The sequence below is a fragment of the Tenacibaculum gallaicum genome (assembly GCF_003387615.1).
GTDB classification, from domain to species: Bacteria; Bacteroidota; Bacteroidia; order Flavobacteriales; family Flavobacteriaceae; genus Polaribacter; species Polaribacter gallaicus.
This window is the reverse complement of sequence record NZ_QUNS01000001.1, coordinates 447,754-467,806: the sequence shown is the minus strand read 5'-3', so window position 1 is coordinate 467,806 and position 20,053 is coordinate 447,754. Positions and strand designations below refer to the sequence as shown.

The following is a 20,053-nucleotide window of genomic DNA, read 5'->3' as shown; positions in this document are numbered from 1 at the left end:
GTAATTTTAAAACTATCTAGCCTTATTAACCAACCAAACACCAAACAAAATAATCCCTCCTGCTAACAATTGAATTAAACTTAATTTTTCTCCATCAATAACCCCCCACATTACAGCAACAGCAGGAATTAAATATGTTACAGAAGCTGCAAAAACAGGAGAAGATAGGTGCACCATTTTGTTAAACAACACTTTTGCTATCCCTGTTCCTAACACAGCTAAAACAGTAATATAACCTAACGCTGAAGTAGTTTCTGTTGTTACTTCAAAAGTTGAAAAGAATCCAGAAAACATCAAAACTACGAATGCTGGTATTATCAATAACAAAAAGTTTCCTGTAGTGATAGCTAACGCATCTAAATCATTTAAATATTTCTTAATCATATTTACATTAAACGCATAACCTATTGAGGCTATTAATATTAAAATAGCATACCAATAATTTTGATTCGGATTCAACTCAGCTCCCTTTAAAATAAGCATCAAAGTTCCTACTAAACCTATTAAAACGCCATAAAACTGTTTTCTTTTAAAAGTAAACCCAAATACCAACGCACCAAAAATAAATGTATTAAAAGGCGTTAATGAGTTTAAAATAGCGGGTATAGAACTGTCTATTTTACTTACAGCAAAAGCAAATAAAAACGAAGGGAAAAAAGTACCTAAAACTGCTGTATAAGCCACGTACTTCCAGTGTCTTTTTTCTATTCTTTTTAAACTATTAAATCCAACTAACAATAAAAAAACTGCTGTAATTAACATTCGTAAAGCCCCTACTTGAATTGGACTTAACCCAATTAGCGCCTTTTTCATTAAAATAAAAGAGCTTCCCCAAACTAGTGAAAGTACTATTAAAAACAACCATTTTTGTTGTTGATTATTCATTTTCAATTAATTTAAACACAAAAGTCGCCTATTTCTGTTTTTAATTTTGATTTTATTGATAAATTTGCTGAATAACTCAATAAATAAAAATGATGAAAATTCAGAAAATACTATTCACTTTAGCTATCGTAAGCTTTTTAGTTGTTGGATGTAAAAATGAGGGTAAAAAAGAGGAAGCTACTCAGGAGCAAAAAACTGAAGTTGCTGTTGATACTAAAGATCTTTCACTAAGTATTTCAGGAATGACTTGCGAAATAGGTTGCGCTAGAAAAATAGCTTCTGACTTAAGTAAGAAAGAAGGTGTTTTAGAAGCAAACGTTGTTTTTAACGATAGTATTGCAACAATAAAATATGATGCTAACAAAACAAACAAAGCTGATTTAATTGCTTTTGTTGAAGGAATTGGTAGTGGTGATATGTACAAGGCTTCTGAAGCCGCTAAAAAAACTTGTAAAACAGATTGTACAATGGCTTGTTGCGCTGCTAAAAAAGCAGACAAAAAATCTTGTGAAACCGATTGCAAAAAAGAGTGTTGCACAAAAACCGAGACTGAAAAGGAAGCTTGTAAAGAAGGTTGTACTATGGCTTGTTGTACTGAAAACAAAAAAGCATAATTGTTAATTCAAACAATATCGAAAGCTCCTAAAATTAGGAGCTTTTTTTATGCCTTTTAAGTATCTTTGCTAAAATTTTCTTCTGATGAAAAAACACTTTCCTCTCATTGTAAAAATCTCGTTAATTGCGGTATATGTTATATTTTTAGCTGGTTCTGTTGTTCGTATGACAGGTTCAGGAATGGGGTGTCCTGATTGGCCAAAGTGTTTTGGATATTACATTCCCCCGACCTCTGAAGAACAAATTACATGGCAACCTGATTCTGAATATAAAGAAGGGATGATTATCGTAAAAGGTGAAGTCTTATTTGTAGCAGGACACGATATAAAAACTACTCAAGAGTTTAACAGCAATAACTGGGAAAAATACACAAAGCACGACTACGCAAAATTCAATAAATTTCACACCTGGACAGAGTACATTAACCGGCTAAGTTCTGCTTTGGCTGGAATTCCTTTTCTGTTTTTAATTTTTATTTCTGTTAAATTTTGGAAAGAAAACAAACAAATTACGCTTTTATCATTCGGAGCTTTCTTTTTAATGTTATTTGAAGCTTGGTTAGGAAAAACTGTAGTAGATTCTAACTTAAAACCAACAATAATTACCATTCACATGGTTGGTGGTTTAATAATTGTAGCCCTACTTTTATGGTTGCTTTACATCGTTTCCGATCGAAAGAAAATATCATACAAATACAATTCCTTATTTAGTAAGTTAGTAATTCTTTCAGCTGTATTTTCACTAATTCAAATTGCTTTAGGAACACAGGTACGCCAATTTATTGATGAACAAGTAAAATTATATGGGTTTGAAAACAAACATTATAGCTTGATGGATCCAAATATAAAATTCTACATCCACCGTTCATTTACTATAGCTATTGTACTCGTAAATCTTGGGCTTTTTTACTTAAACCAAGTAAAAAACTTAGGTTACAAACTGGTAAACTGGATAGTGTTCTTAATATTTTTAGAAACCATAACTGGTATTTTGATGTACTATGCTGAATTCCCATTAGGAACACAAGCGGTACACTTATTATCGGGTGCAGTTTTATTTGGATTGCAGTTTTATTTATGGCTTCAATCATACAAAATAAATTAAGAACTATTAATTAGTAATTAACTCAAAAAACAATTTACTTGATTTTTTACTTTCTGTAACAATGGTATAATATGCATGAATATCTAACTTACAAGTAAATATTTCTTCATTTTTTATATTTTTTATTTTAAAATTTAAAAAATGCTGTGTCTTTCTTTTTTTTATATTTTGATATTTACCCCATCTTTCTGGAGTTCTAGAAAAAGAAGAGTATATTGTACAAGTCGTTTCATAATCTAATTTTTCTTTCTTTTTTTTCGGAATGGACTCTAAATCTTCCTTAAAAGGGTTTGTAGACGATAATTCATAATTAAATCCTGCCTTTATCTTATTTTTCCTAGCTTCTTTTTTTATTTTTTCTCTAAGCTCTAAATAGTAATTAATTAAATGTGTATCCCCTTCGAATATAAAAAGAATTGATTTTGGTGTAACAAAATTTTCCTTCTCTTTTTTCTCTACAACTCTAACTCCTTTTTCAAAAGAAATATCAGATTGTGAGAAACAAAATTCTGACACAAGAATAAATACACAAAATAAAAATATCTTTTTCATCTAGCTAATATAACACTTTACTTCTTCCACTCCAACGTTTCCATCATATGAATCATATCTTTTTTAATGTATTCAACTGCTGGTAAAATAGAATCATAATTTGGTTTTGTATAGAAAAATAAAGAGCCTTTTAAAAAGTGTTTAGAGCTATCTGTTGCATGAAACTGCACTTGTGAAGCAGCATTCCCTAAAATTTGGTATAAACTCCCGTAAACTTTTGTATTTGGGTTTGTATATTCAACTGGAGCAGTAATTTGATCTGCTTTTATTGCATGCTCAAATACTAATTTTTCAGACTCAATTAACAATTCTCTTAAATTATCTTCAATGGGACGATATGTAATATCCACGGATGCTTTTAAGCTTGGATATTCAACTTTTATCCAATTTTTTGGCAAATCTTTAGCTTGAGCTATTTGAGCTATTTCAACCGTATACGGTTTATTTAAATTTGCTTTCTTGTAGGTTTTATGAGGATACTCTAAACTTAAATATCCTTTTGGTTTAGGCAAGGTTTCCTCACCACAACTTATTAAAAATATTGCTGATGCCAGCAAAAATAGTTTACGCATTTCGGGTAACTTTTACTTGTTTTATACGTTTTTTAGCCAACGCTTCAATAGTAAACGTATAATTACTGAAGTTTATTTTTTCGCCTTTTTTTGGAAATTTTCCTGAGACTTCCAAAATAAAACCTGCTATAGTTTCACTTTCTCCTTTAGCCTCTTCAAACTTTTCCTCATCTTCATCTTCTAAAACTCGGCAGAAATCTTTAATGGTTATTTTTCCTTCAAAAATATAATTATTTTCATCAAGTTTCGAATATGTTAGGTCTTCATCATCAAACTCATCATTAATATCTCCTACAATTTCTTCAATTACATCTTCTAATGTTACAATTCCACTAGTACCACCATATTCATCAACCACAATAGCTAAGTGCTTTTTCATTTCTTGAAACTCAACCAATAAATCATCTAACTTTTTATTCTCTGGTACAAAAAAAGGCTCTCGTAATAATTTTTGCCATTTAAATGTTTTCTTATTTAAGTGTTCTAACAAATCTTTAGCGTACAAAACACCTACAATATTATCAATACTTTCATGATAAACAGGGTTTCTAGAGTACCCGTTCTTTAAAATAGTTTGTAACACTTTATCATAATTAGTATCATCTGCAATAGCACATACATCTGTTCGAGGTTTCATAATTTGTACGGTTTCGGTATTTCCAAAACTTACAATCCCTTCTAAAATTTTTTGCTCTTCTTTCGTTGTTGCATTATCAGATGTTAACTCTAACGCTTGTGACAAACGCTCTACAGAAAGATTGTTGTTCTTATTACCTAGCTTATTTTCAACAACGCTTGTTATTTTGATTAATGGCAAACTTAATGGAGTTAATAACGTATTTAATACCTGAATAGGCTTAGCCATGAACTCAGCAAACTGTAATGATTTTCTACTAGCATATACTTTTGGCAACACTTCACCAAACAATAAAATTAAAAAAGTAATAAGTACTATTTCAACTAAAAAAAGTACTGATACGTTAAAAAAGTAAAAGTTTAATTCATAATTTAATCCAGCAAACAACACTTTGCCAATACTTGCAAAAAGCAACACAATAAAAATATTAATGAAGTTATTAGTTATTAAAATAGTACCTAATAATTTTTTTGGGTCATCAAGGAGTTTTACTACGGTATTTTCTTCTTTTGAATTTGTTGATAGTTCATCTAATTCGGTTTGAGAAATAGAAAAAAAAGCAACTTCAGTTCCTGAAACTAACGCAGAACAAATCAATAATAAAAGCAGCAATAAACAGTTGATGGCAGTCAACCAATCAAAACTTGATAATAATAAAAGTAAAGGTTCGGGTTCTGGGTCCAATTTTTAAAATTTAATTAAACTAAAATGGTAAATCATCATCTTCTTCACTAGCTACACTTGGTGGTGTAGGATTAGGGTTCCCTTGAGTTGGTGCTGTGTTTGGTTGCGTATTATTTGGATCTTTTTTTGTTGATAAGAACGTCATATCTTGTACATGAATTTCAGTCGTGTACCTTTTTTGTCCATCAACCTCATACTGACGTGTTTTTATACGCCCCTCACAATACACTCGATCTCCTTTGGTTAAATATTTTTCACAGATTTCAGCCAATTTATTACGTACTACTATATTATGCCACTCTACATTTGTTATTCTTTCTCCTGTTTGACGATTCGTATAAGTTTCATTAGTTGCTAGAGGGAAACGCCCAATTGAATTTCCTCCTTCAAAATAATGCATTTTAACCTCATCTCCTAAATGACCTATTAAAATAACTTTGTTTATTGTTCCTGCCATAGCCTTATAGTTTTGTGTAAAATCAAATATACAAATTTTAAGATTCTTTGTTTAAATATTCCTCTAAAAACTTATTAATTAACACCGGTACAGGACGTTTTTTTACCGCTGTCCAATCCATAGTTTTTGTATTTACATCTGTGGTTTTTACTATCCAAAACTTAGTGATTAAATGTTGGTGTGATAGCTTATGAACAATATCTTCATTATTAAAAAGAGAAATCGTAGTTTCTTTGGGAAAAAGTTTGACAAACTGTTCACTCTCTACTAATTCTTCTTCGTTTATTTTCTTGTGTGTTTCTACCAAAGGAAATTGATACAGTCCTTGCCAAATTCCTCTCCCTTTTCTTTCTTGTAAAACAGTTTCGTTGCTTTCTGTAACTGGCACTAAATAGTTAAAGTATCGTTTTTTTATTTTTATTTTTTTCTCTTTTACTGGAAGCTCTTTTATTTGGTTCTTTGCCAAAGCTACACAACTATTAGCTAGCGGACACTCATTACACAATGGGTTTTGAGGTTTACAATGCAACGCTCCAAAATCCATAATTGCTTGATTATAGGTTCCTGGTTGTGAGACACCTATCAACGATTGTGCTAATTCTTTAAACTCTTTAACTCCTTTAGTAGAATTTATTGGAGTATCTACACCAAAATAACGCGATAAAACCCTATAAACATTACCGTCAACCACGGCAACTGGTTCATTATAACAAATAGAAGCTATTGCAGAAGCAGTATAATCTCCTACTCCTTTCAGTTTGAGTAGCTCTTTATATGCTTTAGGAAATACACCATTCAACTCTTCCACTATAAACTTAGCTGTAAAATGTAAGTTTCTGGCTCGCGAATAATAACCTAGCCCTTGCCATAACTTCAACACTTCAGTTTCATCTGCTTTTGCTAAGTCAAACACCGTTGGAAACGCTTCTGTAAACTTTAAAAAATAAGGTAAACCTTGTGCTACACGTGTTTGCTGTAACATAATTTCGCTTAACCAAACGCTATAAGGATCTTTTGTTTTTCTCCAAGGAAGCTCCCTTTTATTCTGAAAATACCACGAAATCAATCTAAAAGTCATAAAAAAACACATTTATTTTTAACAAAAAACAAAAACACACCAACACAATTAATCAATCAATAATAAAAAACAACAAAACAATGTAATTATATAGTTTTTTTAACATTTTTATGAAAAAAAGTAGGGTTTAAACATTTTCATCTGTTACTATATTCAATAATGAAGGGGGAAAAATTATTTTTCCTGGGTACTAATTTAAATAATTTAATTAATGAAATCTAAATTCATGCTAACACTATTTATAGTGTTACTTGGGCGAATAACCTATGCTCAAGAAAAAAGTATTTCTGGTACAGTTTCCGACACTACTGGTCCTCTACCCGGCGTTACTGTTTTAATCAAGAACACAACCAAAGGAACAGACACAGATTTTGATGGGAACTATACCATAAAAGTAAACCAAGGAGATGTACTTGTCTTCAGGTTTGTTGGTAAAAAAACTACTGAGGTAAAGGTGCAAAACCAAACCGTCATTAATTTAATATTGGAAGATGATTCTAATATTCTTAACGAAATAGAAGTTATCGCTACTGGTTATGACAAAATAAACAAAAAAACCTTTACTGGATCAGCTATTTCTGTTGGAATCGATGATTTAAAAATAGACGGGGTTGTAGATGTAACTCGAATGTTAGAAGGTAGAGTTGCAGGGGTCAATATCCAAAACCTTTCTGGGACTTTTGGTACTGCCCCAAACATCACCATTAGAGGCTCTTCTTCTATCTTTGGGAACAACACACCTTTATATGTAATTGATGGTGTGGTACAAGAAGATGTGATAGAACAAGACTTAGATCAATTAACATCAGGAGATCCTTCAACTTTGATTAGCTCATCTATAGCTGGTATAAACGCCAATGACATAAAAAAAATAGATATTTTAAAAGATGCTTCTGCAACATCTATTTATGGTGCAAGAGCTAGAAACGGTGTAGTAGTAATAACTACTAAATCCGGAAGAAAAGATTCCCCATTAAAACTAAACTACAACCTAGAGCAAACAATACGTGACATACCTTCATATAGTAATTTTGATTTGTTAAACTCAAAAGAAAGTATGGCTATTTTTAGAGAAAATGAAAGTAGAGGTTTTTTCCAACTACCTAGTGTTTCTAGAGGTAGGTATGGTGGCGTTTATTACATCAGGGCTACTGCCTTAGACAACTATAACGAGTCTACTGGAATGTTTGAATTAGGAAACACTCCTGAAGCCAGAGAGGCTTTTTTACGTAAATATGAGCTAGCCAACACTAATTGGTTTAAAACATTATTTAGAAATAGTTCTTTAATGCAAAACCACTCTTTAAGTCTTTCTGGAGGTAGTGAAAGTAATTCTTACTACGCATCAGTAAGCCTTTTACATGATCCAGGATGGACCATCGCTGATAAAGTAACTCGTTTTACAACTAATTTAAAAAACACATTTTACTTTTCTGATAAATTCAATGCTACTTTTGCCGTAAACGCATCTATAAGAAAACAAAAAGCCCCTGGTACATTCAGCAGAGAATCAGATCCTGTTACAGGAGACATCTCTCGTGAGTTTGATATCAACCCTTTTAGTTACGCACTAAACACCTCTAGAACACTTAGACCGTACAACGACGCTGGTGGGTATGAATATTATAGAAATAACTGGGCTGACTTTAATATATTAGAAGAACTAGCAAACAATTCTATTGATATTAATCAAAGAGATATTCGATTCCAATTAGATGCTTCCTATAAAATAACAGACAATATTACCTATGATTTTAATGGAGCTGGTCGTTTTGTTAATACTGTAAGAGAGCATAATGTAAGAGAGAATTCAAACGTTGTAAGAGCTTACAATGCTGATTCTTCAACTGTTTTAAGAGACGATAATATATTCTTATATCAAGACCCTACAGATCCTGATGCATTACCTGTTTCGGTTTTACCAAACGGTGGTATCTATTTTAAAAATGATGACTACTTAACAACATTTTATGCTAGAAATAGCTTTAAGTACGATAATACCTTTAATGAAAAACATAACTTTAATGCTTTATTAGGACAGGAAATAAGGTTTGTAAATAGAAACTCAGACAGATTTACAGGATATGGATTACAATACGATAATGGTTTAACAGCATTTACAGACCCTAGAATTCTTGAAAAACTAATAAATGGAGGCGATGCTTATTTTGGATTAACCAAAGAAAGAGAAAGAACAGTTGCCTTCTTTGGTAAAGCAACTTATTCTTATGATGATAAATATGTTTTCTCTTTAACAGGAAGATACGACGGATCTAACAGGCAAGGACGTAGTAGTAGCTCAAGATGGCTACCTACAGGAACTGTTAGTGCTAAATGGAATGCTAGCAAGGAATCTTTCTTAGAAAATTCAAATACTATTAGCAATCTACAGTTTAGATCTTCATATGGTTTAGTAGCAACTCCTGGGAATGCAACAAATGCATTAGCTATTTTTACAAGTCAAATAGCAGACAGATTACTACCTGCTGATAGAGAGAATTTTTTAAATATATCTGCTCTACAAAACTCTGAATTAACATGGGAGAAACAATACGAATTAAATGTTGGTGTTGATTTAGGGTTATTTAACAACAGAATTAACTTAATAACAGATGTTTACAAAAGAGATATTTTTGACAATATTGACTTTGTAAGAACTTCTGGTATCGGTGGGCAATTTATAAAACAAGGAAATAACGCAGATGTTGAAACTTATGGTATAGAATTTACACTAGACACTAAAAACATAGTAACTGACAACTTTACATGGTCTTCTAACATTAACTTCTCATATTTTGATCAAGAAATTACAAAACTAGACAATACACCTATTGCTTTTGATTTAGTAGATCAAACTGGAGGTAATGTTGTAGGCTATCCTATTAACTCTATGTTTTCTTTTCAATTTGCAGGTTTAAATAATGAAGGTTTACCTCAATTTACAAACAAGGACGGTGAAGTAGCTTCTGTATTAGACTTTCAAAACAACGAAAACTTAACAGATTATTTAAAACATGAAGGTTCCGTAAACCCTAATATTTCGGTTGGGTTTTCAAATAATTTCACCTATAAAAATTGGGATTTAGGGGTCTTAATAACCGGTAGCGGAGGAAATAAGGTGAGATTAAACCCTATGTTTAGTTCAACTTATTCTGATACAAGTATCTTTTCAAAAAGTCATGTAAATAGATGGCTTAATCCAGGTGATGAGAATATAACCAACATCCCTGTAGTACCAGACCCTTCTGCTTTTCAAAGAAACACCAACTTAAGAACTGTTTACAATGCATATAATTATTCAACAGAGCGAGTAGCTGATGGAGATTTTTTACGTATGAAAAACATTTCATTAGGATATAAATTCAATAATGAATTAGTTGAAAAACTAGGACTTTCACATTTAAAAGTTAAATTTCAAGGAACAAACTTGTTTTTATTATATTCTGACTCTAAACTTAACGGTCAAGACCCAGAATTCTTCCAAACAGGCGGAGTTGCATTACCAATTACAAGGCAATATACTTTCTCTTTAAACTTAGGATTTTAATAAAATAATAGTATGATTAAAAATAAAATAAACAATGTTATACTATATGCTACATTAGCCTTTGCTTTTGTAGGGTGTAGTGAGTATTTATCTGAATTACCAGATAACAGAACATTAATTGATTCTCCTGATAAAGTTTCTCAATTAATTACAGCAGCATATCCAGATCAAGATTATGCACTGATGGCAGAAATAATGTCTGATAATGCTGATGATAAAGGTAATATCTCAAGTGTCGAACAATTAGATTTACAACTATACCAGTGGCAAGACTCTAATTTAGAAGAAAGAGGCTCACCTGTTAACTATTGGAACTCTTGTTATGAGGCGATTTCACAAGCAAACCAAGCTTTAGCTTCTATTGAAGAATTAAAAAATAAGTTTGACTTAAGTACACAAAAAGGAGAAGCTTTAATTGCTAGAGCATATGCTCATTTTATGTTAGTTAATTTTTGGGCTAAACATTATGATGTGACAACAGCTTCTACTGACTTAGGAATCCCTTACGTATTAGAACCTGAAACTGTTCTTTTCAAAACCTACAAAAGAAATACTGTTCAAGAAGTATATGATTTAATTGAGAAAGATTTAATTGAAGGACTTTCAATGGTTGGTGACAACTATAGCTCTCCTAAATTCCATTTTACTAAAGATGCTGCTAATGCCTTTGCTGCAAGGTTTTATTTATACAAAGGTCAATGGAACAAAGTAATTAAACATGCAGATAGAGTAGTTACCAATCCTGCTTCTGAAGCTAGAGATATGGTTGCTTACGGAAATATGAATTTAACAGGAGTAAGAATGCTATACAATAGTGTTGATGAGCCTGCCAATTTATTAATTATTTCTACAAACTCAATATGGGCAAGAAGACATAGATCTTCACGATTTGGGTTGTCGGTAGATAAAATAAGACCTCAATTATTCACTGGAGCATCAAACCCTTTCAATAAAAATTGGGCGTATGATACATATAGATCTAATCAGTACACTTATTTCACTCCAAAATATAACGAATATTTTAAGTATACAAATGAAAGTGCTGGTATAGGTTTACCTTATTTAGCACAAACAATGTTTGATAAAGACGAAGTAATACTAAATAGAGCAGAAGCATCTGTTATGCTAGAAAATTTTAATGAAGCCTTAAATTACTTAAACGCCTATATAGGAAACAAAACAATAACCTATGACCCTAACACTGATATACTAACAGAAAGCTTAATTCAGTCAGAATATCCTGTTATTGCTAATGAGTACACACCAGCTTATGGCTTAAACGATAAGCAAACCTCTTTTATTAAAGCTATAGCTGAGTTTAAAAGAAGACAGTTTTACCATGAAGGTTTCCGTTGGTTCGATGTAAGACGTTTTAACCTAAGCATTACACACGAACTAGATAATGGTTCAGATATTGTGCTTGAAAAACAAGATTTAAGAAAACAATTACAAATACCTTTAACAGCTCAAAGCGGAGGTTTACAGCAAAACCCAAGATAAAACAAACAGTATGAAAAAAATAAACAAATTATTATTAGGTATTGGCATGCTGGGATTAATTTGCTCATCATGCACAACAAAGGAGGAAGATTTAGGTTCAAGTAATATAGATGCCTCTACACCTGTACTGAATGAAACCGACAAATGGTTACGAGATAATTATACTACACCCTATAACATAGAGGTTTCTTACAAATGGGGACCTGGAAAAGTTGATTTAAACAGGTATTTACACCCACCAAAGATAGAAAATGTTAAACCTGCAATGGAGGCTATTAAAGCTGTTTGGGTTGAACCTTACTCGCAATTAGGAGGTGAAAACTTTATTAAAAATATAGCACCAAGAGAAATTCTCTTAGTGGGTGGACAAAACATAAACCCAGGTGGAGCAACTTCTGTTCTAGGTTTAGCAGAAAGCGGAATGCGAATTGTTTTTTTTGAAGTAGATAATCAAGATTATAAAGATAAAAATCAATTAATTCAATTCATCGGAACAATTCAACATGAATATATACATATTTTAAACCAAAGAATCCCCTTTGATGAGATAGCTTATAGAAACATTACTCCATCTGATTACACAGGTCAGTGGTTTGAAATATCTGATGCTGAGGCTAGAGAATTAGGGTTTATTTCTGCTTATGCAAGAGCAAACGAACATGAAGATTTTGCTGAAATGATAAACGCTATGCTATCTTCAAACAAAGCAGATTATGATGCAAAAGTAAACGGTATTACAAGCACTAAAGCAAAAGAAGATATCAGAAAAAAGGAAGCTATTGTAGTTAAATACTACAAAGATAATTTTAATATAGACTTGTATGAACTACAAGAGTTAGTAGCAAAAAATGTTGATGAATTCACTAAATAATTAAAATGGTAAAAAAACATATAACTAAAATACGTGTGCTTTTGGCTTTATTTACTCTATCTCTTTTTATTACATCTTGTAATGAAAATAAAGAAGAAGAGTTATTTAATCAATCGCCAACCGAACGTATGAATCAAAGAGAGAAAGAATTAAGAGATTTACTTCTTTCTTCAGAATACGGATGGAAAACAGTATACTTTACTGATAATAATAACCTAGGAGGATATACTTTCTTGTTTGATTTTTTAGACGAATCTAAAGTTAGAACAATAGGTAACTTTAATAATAATATTTCACCAGTTGAAAGTGAATATACCATAGGTTTAAACACTACAACAACTTTAATTTTCACAACAAAAAGTGAGCTTCATGAATTATCAGATTCAGGTAACTCAGCTCCATTGCCTAACTTTGGCGGTAGTGGTTACAAAGGTGATTTTAACTTTATGTACTACGGTGTTGAAAACGATGAAATTGTTTTTAGAACTTCTAGAGATTTTGTTGAAGTAAGATTTAAAAAAGCTACAGCAGAAGATTGGGCAGATTTTCAGAAGTATCAAGACATGAAAGATTTCCTTAATAGTTCTTCTGGGCATTTAGCTTATGAAAATAATGGAACTGTTCACAATTTTTCTTATATCGGAAACGATGAAATAAGGTTTGCTACAAACCTTGAAGGTAATTCTTCGTTGGACTTTGGAGTAGGTTTCACGTCTAGTGGTATCGAAATTTCACCAGCAATTGACGTTAATGGGACGAAATATTCTGAATTTATATTAAACGAAACAGAAAATAAATACACCTCTATTGACGGTAACTTTTCAATATCTTTAGTTTCTAGTCCCATCGACATGTCTCTTACTTGGACTACAGCAGCTAGACCTGCCTTTAGCAATCAAGAGTTTATTGATACTTTTAATACAGTAAAACCTATTCATGACTCATTATTTCCTCCTTTTCCATTAAATGATATATATCTTATTGGAGGCGGTGAAATTACCTTCTTAATAGGATCTACTTCTGGAGTACACGGTATGTCATTTTCTGGTGTTTTAGGTAACAAAGATTTATTAGCCATAGGTAAATTAGCCCCTGGTAGAAACTGGAGCTTATTACCACATTTAAACCCATTAGTTGATTTATTAGTTGATAAGTCTCCTTATAAAGTCCAATTAGTTAATCCCGATACTGCCATTTTAACAAGTGATGGTGACCCAGACTTTGTATTTACAATAGTCAAATAAAAACCTTGTTCTCATTAAACTTACCCAAAAAACAATTGTTTTTTGGGTTTTTTATTCTTATTTTTTCCGGAATGAATTAATTATCATATATTTGCACCCTCAATTTTTTAAAGAAAACAAACAAAAATATATTTATAATGACAAAAGCAGATATCGTATCTAAGATTTCAGATAAAAGTGGAATTGAAAAAGCGGATGTTTTGGCAACTGTTGAAGCATTTATGGACGAAGTAAAAGATGCATTAGAGAATGGGGATAATGTATATTTAAGAGGTTTTGGTAGCTTCATCATTAAAACAAGAGCAGAAAAAACTGGTAGAAATATTTCTAAGAATACAACTATCAAGATTCCTGCACACAATATACCTGCTTTCAAACCTTCTAAAGTGTTTACTGAAGGAGTGAAGACAAAAGTAGCTGTTAAGTAATTAAAAAATTATTAACCCAAGACCTTTATTTAAAAGGTTTTACAAAACATTTTAACTATGCCGAGTGGTAAAAAAAGAAAGAGAGCTAAGATCTCTACACACAAAAGAAAGAAAAGAGCAAGAGCAAACCGTCATAAGAAAAAGTAAGCAGTAGCTTACTTTTTCGTTGCTTTTATAAGCTATGTTCATTGACATTAAGGTTTTAACACCTTAAAAATGGTATAAACATATACCTGTTTACAAATTTTAATCCGTCTGCGTAATTTTACGTTGGCACAAAACCATATTCAGAATGAAAACAGAATTAATAATTCGTTCCAATTCTTCTGATATTGATTTCGCCTTACTAAGAGATGGTAAACTTATTGAGTTAAACAAAGAAACAAGCGACAACAATTTCTCAGTTGGTGATATTTTTCTAGCTAAAATAGGAAAAGTTATGACTGGTTTAAATGCTGCTTTTGTAAATGTTGGATATCCTAAAGATGGTTTTTTACACTACCACGATTTAGGTCCTCAAGTGCAATCTTTAAATAAATTCATTAAGAAAGTAAGCACAGGTAATTATAAAGAATTCACTTTAAAAAACTTTCGCTTTGAAGAAGACATCAACAAAGATGGAAGTATTAATGATGTACTAAAATCAGGTCAAAATTTATTAGTACAAATTGTAAAAGAACCTATATCTACCAAAGGTCCGCGTATTAGTTCGGAACTTTCTATTGCAGGTAGGTTTTTAGTTTTAGTTCCTTTTTCTAACCGTATATCGGTATCACAGAAAATAGCAGATCCGAAAGAAAAGGAGCGTTTAAAAAAATTAGCAAAAAGCATCAAACCTAAAGGGTTTGGTCTTATTTTACGTACTGTTGCTGAAGGTAAAAAGGTAGCAGAACTTGACAAAGATTTACAAAACTCACTTGACCGTTGGAAAACAATGTGTAAACGCATTGCTAATAACAATACACCAACAAAAATATTAAGTGAATTAAACAGAGCATCTTCTATCTTAAGAGATGTTATGAATGATTCTTTTACAAGTATAGTAACCAACGATGAAACCTTAAAGGTTGAAATAAAAGAATACTTACAAGAAATATATCCTGAAAAGGAAAATATCGTAAGACTCCACCGTTCTGATGTACCTATTTTTGAAAAATACGGTATTGAAAGACAAATTAAAACATCGTTTGGTAAAACAGTTTCAATGAGTAAAGGAGCTTATTTAGTTATTGAACACACCGAAGCTTTACATGTTATAGATGTAAATAGTGGTAACCGTTCTAACAAATCCTTAAACCAAGAAGAAACTGCTTTAGAAGTCAATTTAATTGCAGCCAGTGAAATAGCTCGTCAGTTACAGTTACGAGATATGGGCGGAATTATTGTTGTTGACTTTATAGATATGAAGTCTGCTGAGAATAGACAGAAATTATATCAACATTTGAAAGAAGCAATGTCTTTTGATCGTACTAAACATAAAATTTTACCTCCAAGTAAATTTGGTTTAGTTCAAATTACAAGACAACGTGTACGACCTGAATTAGAGATAAAAACACGTGAACCAAACCCAAATAAAGATGGAGAGGTTGAAGCTCCTATTGTGTTATTAGACAAAATAGAAGCTGAATTAGAACGCATACTTAATAGCGGTAAAAAATATAAGGAAATCACATTAAATGTACATCCTTTTATAGCTGCTTATTTAACAAAAGGCGTTAATTCAATCCGTTTTAAATGGTTTGTTCAACACAAAAAGTGGATTAAAATATTACCTAGAGATGCTTACCAATACTTGCAATATAAGTTCTATTTAAAAAAGAATAAAAAAAGTAAGTAAGGCAATCTTATTATGAAATAAAATCCCGTATCGAAACGATACGGGATTTTTTTATCTCTTAAAACCAAAAACCAAGGTTAAACAACCAATAATGCTCTGAGTGGTCTGGTGACCATGTATATTTTAACTCTATGGGGCCTAAAAATGTTTCTACACTGTACCCTACTGCATATCCAGACTTCGTATTCTTAAATAAATCTCCATCTTCAAATATATCTTCTTCTACACGTGCGTAATTAGCTATAAACATAGCATAATGCTTTTTATAAACTTTATAACGAAAGTTAAACTCTGATCTTAAATAAGACTGATTATTTAACCCCCCTGTATCATATCCATACATTGGAATAAAGTTATTAATATAATTTTGATTGTAACCTCCTAAGTGATAATCAAATATTTCAAACGATTTTCTCCCTAGTGTATACCCTACTTGTGAAGTGTATTGAAATGTTAACTTATCATAAAAAGTTGTTGCAAACCCTAAAGTTCCTCCCAATTGAGAAAACTGATGAAAGGGCTCACTATTTTCTATTAATTTATCTAACCGATTATCTCTATCAGACCATAAGAACCATTTAAATCCTATGTCTGCATAGAAGCCCTTCTTAGGAAACATTTCTTTATCGTAGGTGTCTAACTTTAAAAATGCAAAGGTGTTTATGTAGTTACTATTGTCAAAAAAGTCCTCTTTACCTTCTGCTGAAATATTTTGTGTGCTTGCATTAATGTTTTTATGCTCTGCTCCTATACCTATTGCAAATTTTTTATCAAATGTTGTTTGTAGGTATAATGAGTTTGAAAAATCTCTATACCTCCCATTTATGAGTCCTGTATCATGTATAAAATCACTGTTAAATACATTGTACCTTGTTCTGAAGCCATAACTTGGTAACAAACCATTATCAACAAAATACTCAAGATTATACCTAATTTTATCTCCTACACCTACATCCAAAGAAAACTCATCATTCTGAAAAAGCATTTTTTTATGATTGTAGTTTAATAACACTGCTGATTTATATAGCAAATCATAGTGTAAGCCTAATCGTAAAAAAGATTGTATTTTTTCTTCTTTAACTGTTAGCTCTAATTTTTTTCCTTCAAAAGACTTCTCAAAATGATAGTCTATTCTTTTAAAATTTTTTGAAGCTGTTAACGTATTAATTTTTTTAGAAATTTCTTTATACGATACACTATCTCCTTCACGTAACTGTAACTTTCCTAAAATATAATTGTTTGTATAGTTTTTATTTCCTTTTATAATAATTCTATCAACTAAAAACCTTTTTCCTTTAGGTGATATTTTTGATGTTGTATTTTTTTTAGGTTGCATCTTTGCTATGCTATCAAAAACTACTCTATATGTTTTAGCTACTTTTTCTCCTTGCGCTAAAATTTCCTTCTTAGCATCAAATGAGATAACGCTATAATCAATCACATTAGGTCTTATATAAATATCTAATAATTCAACCTGCTCATCTGATTTCTGGTACATTTGAAAATTAATTATTTGCATTAGTAAAGATGCTATAGAAGTTAATTCATCTCTTTTTAAGAGTTCTCCTTGTACGCTTACACCAATAACTATATCTACACCTTTCTTTTTCATTACATCTACAGGGAAATTGTTAACCACTCCTCCATCAACTAACAACTTACCATCAATATCTACCGGATTTAATAATGAAGGAAAGGCAGCACTTGCCCTAAGAGCAAGAGGTAACGAACCACTTTCTAACACTTCTTCTTTGCCAGTTTCAATATTTGTTCCTATACAATAAAAAGGTATTGGTAATTTAGAAAAATCCGTAACCTCATCAACTGGAGCTAACAATTCTGTCAGGAAATTTAACACATTCTGTCCTTTAGATAAACCTAAAGGTAACCCTAAGTTACCTTTTTTTATTGGCAAAGAAATAGCATATTTCTCTCCATGTTCTTTACTAAAAAAAGGTTTTTGCCTTCTAGAAACTTTATCTTGTAATAAGTCAATAAAGTCTGTTTTAAGAACAGCTTCTTCAATTTGTTCGGCAGTGTAACCTGAAGCATACAAACCTCCGACGATAGCCCCCATGCTTGTACCTCCGATATAATCTATTTGTACACCTGCTTTTTCAAGCTCTTTTAAAATCCCTATATGTGCAATCCCTTTTGCACCTCCTCCGCTTAATACCAATCCTACTTTAGGTTGGTCTTGTGCCAACATAAATGTTGGTAGTAATAATAAAATTAGCAACTTTTTCATTTCCCCTTTTTTTGATAGTGTTTGTATATTTTTTGAGCTCTGGTATTTCCAACTACTTCTTTTAATTCTTCAAAAGTAGCTGCTTTTACTCTTTTGGCTGATTTAAACTTACGTAGTAAGTTAGTAATAGTTTGTTTTCCTATGTCAGGAATTTGTTCTAATTCAGATTGTATCGCACTTTTACTTCGTTTGTTTCTATGGAAAGTAATTCCAAAACGATGTGCTTCATTACGTAAATACTGAATTATTTTAAGTGTTTCTGATTTTTTATCTAAATACAGAGGAACTGGATCTCCAGGGTAAAAAATCTCCTCCAATCTTTTTGCAATACCAATAATAGCTATTTTACCTCTTAACTCTAAAGCATCTAAACTTTTTAAAGCGGAGGATAACTGTCCTTTTCCTCCATCAATAACTATTAACTGTGGTAACGACTGTTCTTCTTCCAATAACCTCTTATATCTTCTATATACCACTTCTTCCATCGAAGCAAAATCATCAGGACCTTCAACTGTTTTAATATTAAAATGGCGGTAGTCTTTTTTACTTGGCTTTCCGTCTTTAAAAACCACACACGCAGCAACAGGATTTGTTCCTTGTATGTTTGAGTTATCAAAACACTCAATATGTCTTGGCTCTTTTCCTAATCGCAAGTCTTTTTGCATTTGTGTCATGATTCTTTTTACATGACGATCAGGATCTACAATTTTTATTTGCTTAAACTGTTCTTGACGGTAAAACTTTGCATTACGTTCAGACAATTCAACAATGCGCTTTTTGTCTCCTAATTTTGGTATCGTTACTTTGATATCCTTGCCTACATTCACTTTAAACGGAACAAATATTTCTCTTGATAACGAATTAAAACGTTGTCGAGTTTCAACAATAAACAACTCTAACAGTTCCTTGTTGGTTTCTTCTAATTTTTTCTTAATCTCTGTAGTGTAAGATTGCACTATTGAACCGTTCATTAACTTAAAAAAGTTCGCATATCCGTGAGAATCATCAGAAATGATCGAAAATACATCCACATTGTTAATGGAAGGATTCACAATTGTTGATTTGGCTTGATAGTTTTGTAAAGACGCTAATTTTTCTTTAATTTTTTGTGCTTCTTCAAATCGCATATCAACAGCAAAGTCAAGCATTATTTTTTCAAACTGCTGTAAACTCTCTTTAAAATTTCCTTTAATGATATTTCGAATTGCTCTAACATCTTCTAAATAATCTTCTTCCGTTTGATATCCTTCACAAGGTCCTTTACAGTTTCCTAAATGATACTCTAAACAAACTTTGTATTTATCCGTATCAATTTTTTCCTGACTTAAGTCGTAATTACACGTTCGTAACGGGTACAACTCTTTAATCAAATCCAACAACGCATGTACCGTTCGCATATTAGTATATGGTCCAAAATACTCTGATCCATCTTTTACAACTCGTCGCGTAGAAAATATACGTGGAAAGCGTTCTTTTTTAATACAAATCCACGGGTATGACTTATCATCCTTCAATAACACATTGTATCGTGGTTTATATTTTTTAATCAGATTATTTTCAAGCAGTAACGCATCCGTTTCAGTATCTACCACCACATGTTCTATCCGAACAATTTTTTTTACTAAAACTCGTGTTTTTCCATTTTCATGATTCTTAGTAAAATAAGACGAAACTCGCTTCTTTAAATTTTTTGCTTTTCCAACATAAATAATCACATCTTCTTTATCAAAATATTGATAAACTCCTGGTGAATTTGGCAGTGTTTTTATTTGAAGCTCGAGCGGTGTTGGCATA

General features: G+C 31.5%; 16 protein-coding genes. 8 read left to right on the top strand and 8 right to left on the bottom strand.

What is annotated here, in order from left to right:
- Positions 1–12: 12 nt before the first annotated feature.
- A complete protein-coding gene (locus C7448_RS02155; RefSeq protein WP_115899710.1) occupies positions 13–885 on the bottom strand; it encodes a DMT family transporter in 873 nt (290 codons plus the stop codon).
- An 89-nt stretch (positions 886–974) separates the two neighbouring features.
- Here C7448_RS02155 and C7448_RS02150 point away from each other — a divergent pair, with 89 nt between their 5' ends.
- Together C7448_RS02150 and C7448_RS02145 are read left to right on the top strand one after the other, a co-directional pair.
- Positions 975–1,499: a cation transporter gene (locus C7448_RS02150; RefSeq protein WP_245939411.1), complete on the top strand. Its 525-nt coding sequence runs from the start codon at positions 975–977 to the stop codon at positions 1,497–1,499.
- An 85-nt stretch (positions 1,500–1,584) separates the two neighbouring features.
- Entirely contained in the window at positions 1,585–2,604 is a 1,020-nt protein-coding gene (locus C7448_RS02145) for a COX15/CtaA family protein (RefSeq protein ID WP_115899708.1), read from the top strand.
- Positions 2,605–2,610: 6 nt separating this feature from the next.
- Here the strand turns inward: C7448_RS02145 and C7448_RS02140 are convergent, their stop codons facing one another.
- The 5 genes from C7448_RS02140 to mutY are packed head-to-tail and all read right to left on the bottom strand — an operon-like array spanning position 2,611 to position 6,584.
- Positions 2,611–3,156: a hypothetical protein gene (locus C7448_RS02140; protein WP_115899707.1), complete on the bottom strand. Its 546-nt coding sequence runs from the start codon at positions 3,154–3,156 to the stop codon at positions 2,611–2,613.
- A 17-nt stretch (positions 3,157–3,173) separates the two neighbouring features.
- On the bottom strand, positions 3,174–3,728 hold the full coding sequence (gene gldD, locus C7448_RS02135) for a gliding motility lipoprotein GldD (protein WP_115899706.1): 555 nt from the start codon (positions 3,726–3,728) through the stop codon (positions 3,174–3,176).
- The gene (gene gldE, locus C7448_RS02130) at positions 3,721–5,049 is read right to left on the bottom strand and encodes a gliding motility-associated protein GldE (protein WP_170136992.1); all 1,329 of its coding nucleotides are present in this window, start codon (positions 5,047–5,049) and stop codon (positions 3,721–3,723) included. Before gldE ends, gldD begins: the two co-directional genes overlap by 8 nt.
- A 19-nt stretch (positions 5,050–5,068) precedes the next feature.
- Complete coding sequence (locus C7448_RS02125; RefSeq protein WP_115899705.1) at positions 5,069–5,506, bottom strand: single-stranded DNA-binding protein; 438 nt, start codon at positions 5,504–5,506, stop codon at positions 5,069–5,071.
- Between the two features lie 37 nt (positions 5,507–5,543).
- On the bottom strand, positions 5,544–6,584 hold the full coding sequence (gene mutY, locus C7448_RS02120; RefSeq protein ID WP_245939410.1) for an A/G-specific adenine glycosylase: 1,041 nt from the start codon (positions 6,582–6,584) through the stop codon (positions 5,544–5,546).
- Positions 6,585–6,795: 211 nt separating this feature from the next.
- Between mutY and C7448_RS02115 the strand changes: the two genes are divergently transcribed.
- From C7448_RS02115 to C7448_RS02090, 6 genes are all read left to right on the top strand, one after another.
- On the top strand, positions 6,796–10,131 hold the full coding sequence (locus C7448_RS02115) for a SusC/RagA family TonB-linked outer membrane protein (RefSeq protein ID WP_115899703.1): 3,336 nt from the start codon (positions 6,796–6,798) through the stop codon (positions 10,129–10,131).
- Positions 10,132–10,143: 12 nt separating this feature from the next.
- Complete coding sequence (locus C7448_RS02110; RefSeq protein ID WP_115899702.1) at positions 10,144–11,631, top strand: RagB/SusD family nutrient uptake outer membrane protein; 1,488 nt, start codon at positions 10,144–10,146, stop codon at positions 11,629–11,631.
- 10 nt (positions 11,632–11,641) lie between these two features.
- On the top strand, positions 11,642–12,502 hold the full coding sequence (locus C7448_RS02105) for a substrate import-associated zinc metallohydrolase lipoprotein (protein WP_115899701.1): 861 nt from the start codon (positions 11,642–11,644) through the stop codon (positions 12,500–12,502).
- A 5-nt stretch (positions 12,503–12,507) separates the two neighbouring features.
- On the top strand, positions 12,508–13,746 hold the full coding sequence (locus tag C7448_RS02100; protein WP_115899700.1) for a DUF4302 domain-containing protein: 1,239 nt from the start codon (positions 12,508–12,510) through the stop codon (positions 13,744–13,746).
- Positions 13,747–13,883: 137 nt separating this feature from the next.
- Entirely contained in the window at positions 13,884–14,174 is a 291-nt protein-coding gene (locus C7448_RS02095) for an HU family DNA-binding protein (RefSeq protein WP_028891679.1), read from the top strand.
- 292 nt (positions 14,175–14,466) lie between these two features.
- Complete coding sequence (locus C7448_RS02090; protein WP_115899699.1) at positions 14,467–16,011, top strand: Rne/Rng family ribonuclease; 1,545 nt, start codon at positions 14,467–14,469, stop codon at positions 16,009–16,011.
- Between the two features lie 58 nt (positions 16,012–16,069).
- Here C7448_RS02090 and C7448_RS02085 read toward each other — a convergent pair whose 3' ends face one another.
- Both C7448_RS02085 and uvrC read right to left on the bottom strand, forming a co-directional pair.
- On the bottom strand, positions 16,070–18,259 hold the full coding sequence (locus C7448_RS02085; RefSeq protein WP_115899698.1) for a patatin-like phospholipase family protein: 2,190 nt from the start codon (positions 18,257–18,259) through the stop codon (positions 16,070–16,072).
- Positions 18,256–20,052 (bottom strand): excinuclease ABC subunit UvrC, encoded by a 1,797-nt coding sequence (uvrC, locus tag C7448_RS02080; RefSeq protein ID WP_115899697.1) that lies wholly within the window; start codon positions 20,050–20,052, stop codon positions 18,256–18,258. Before uvrC ends, C7448_RS02085 begins: the two co-directional genes overlap by 4 nt.
- Position 20,053: the final 1 nt, after the last annotated feature.

Coding starts and splice junctions, on each gene's coding strand:
- C7448_RS02155 (WP_115899710.1), bottom strand. CDS start 885: ATGAATAATCAACAACAAAAATGGTTGTTTTTAATAGTACTTTCACTA.
- C7448_RS02150 (WP_245939411.1), top strand. CDS start 975: ATGATGAAAATTCAGAAAATACTATTCACTTTAGCTATCGTAAGCTTT.
- C7448_RS02145 (WP_115899708.1), top strand. CDS start 1,585: ATGAAAAAACACTTTCCTCTCATTGTAAAAATCTCGTTAATTGCGGTA.
- C7448_RS02140 (WP_115899707.1), bottom strand. CDS start 3,156: ATGAAAAAGATATTTTTATTTTGTGTATTTATTCTTGTGTCAGAATTT.
- gldD (WP_115899706.1), bottom strand. CDS start 3,728: ATGCGTAAACTATTTTTGCTGGCATCAGCAATATTTTTAATAAGTTGT.
- C7448_RS02125 (WP_115899705.1), bottom strand. CDS start 5,506: ATGGCAGGAACAATAAACAAAGTTATTTTAATAGGTCATTTAGGAGAT.
- mutY (WP_245939410.1), bottom strand. CDS start 6,584: ATGACTTTTAGATTGATTTCGTGGTATTTTCAGAATAAAAGGGAGCTT.
- C7448_RS02115 (WP_115899703.1), top strand. CDS start 6,796: ATGAAATCTAAATTCATGCTAACACTATTTATAGTGTTACTTGGGCGA.
- C7448_RS02110 (WP_115899702.1), top strand. CDS start 10,144: ATGATTAAAAATAAAATAAACAATGTTATACTATATGCTACATTAGCC.
- C7448_RS02105 (WP_115899701.1), top strand. CDS start 11,642: ATGAAAAAAATAAACAAATTATTATTAGGTATTGGCATGCTGGGATTA.
- C7448_RS02100 (WP_115899700.1), top strand. CDS start 12,508: ATGGTAAAAAAACATATAACTAAAATACGTGTGCTTTTGGCTTTATTT.
- C7448_RS02095 (WP_028891679.1), top strand. CDS start 13,884: ATGACAAAAGCAGATATCGTATCTAAGATTTCAGATAAAAGTGGAATT.
- C7448_RS02090 (WP_115899699.1), top strand. CDS start 14,467: ATGAAAACAGAATTAATAATTCGTTCCAATTCTTCTGATATTGATTTC.
- C7448_RS02085 (WP_115899698.1), bottom strand. CDS start 18,259: ATGAAAAAGTTGCTAATTTTATTATTACTACCAACATTTATGTTGGCA.
- uvrC (WP_115899697.1), bottom strand. CDS start 20,052: ATGCCAACACCGCTCGAGCTTCAAATAAAAACACTGCCAAATTCACCA.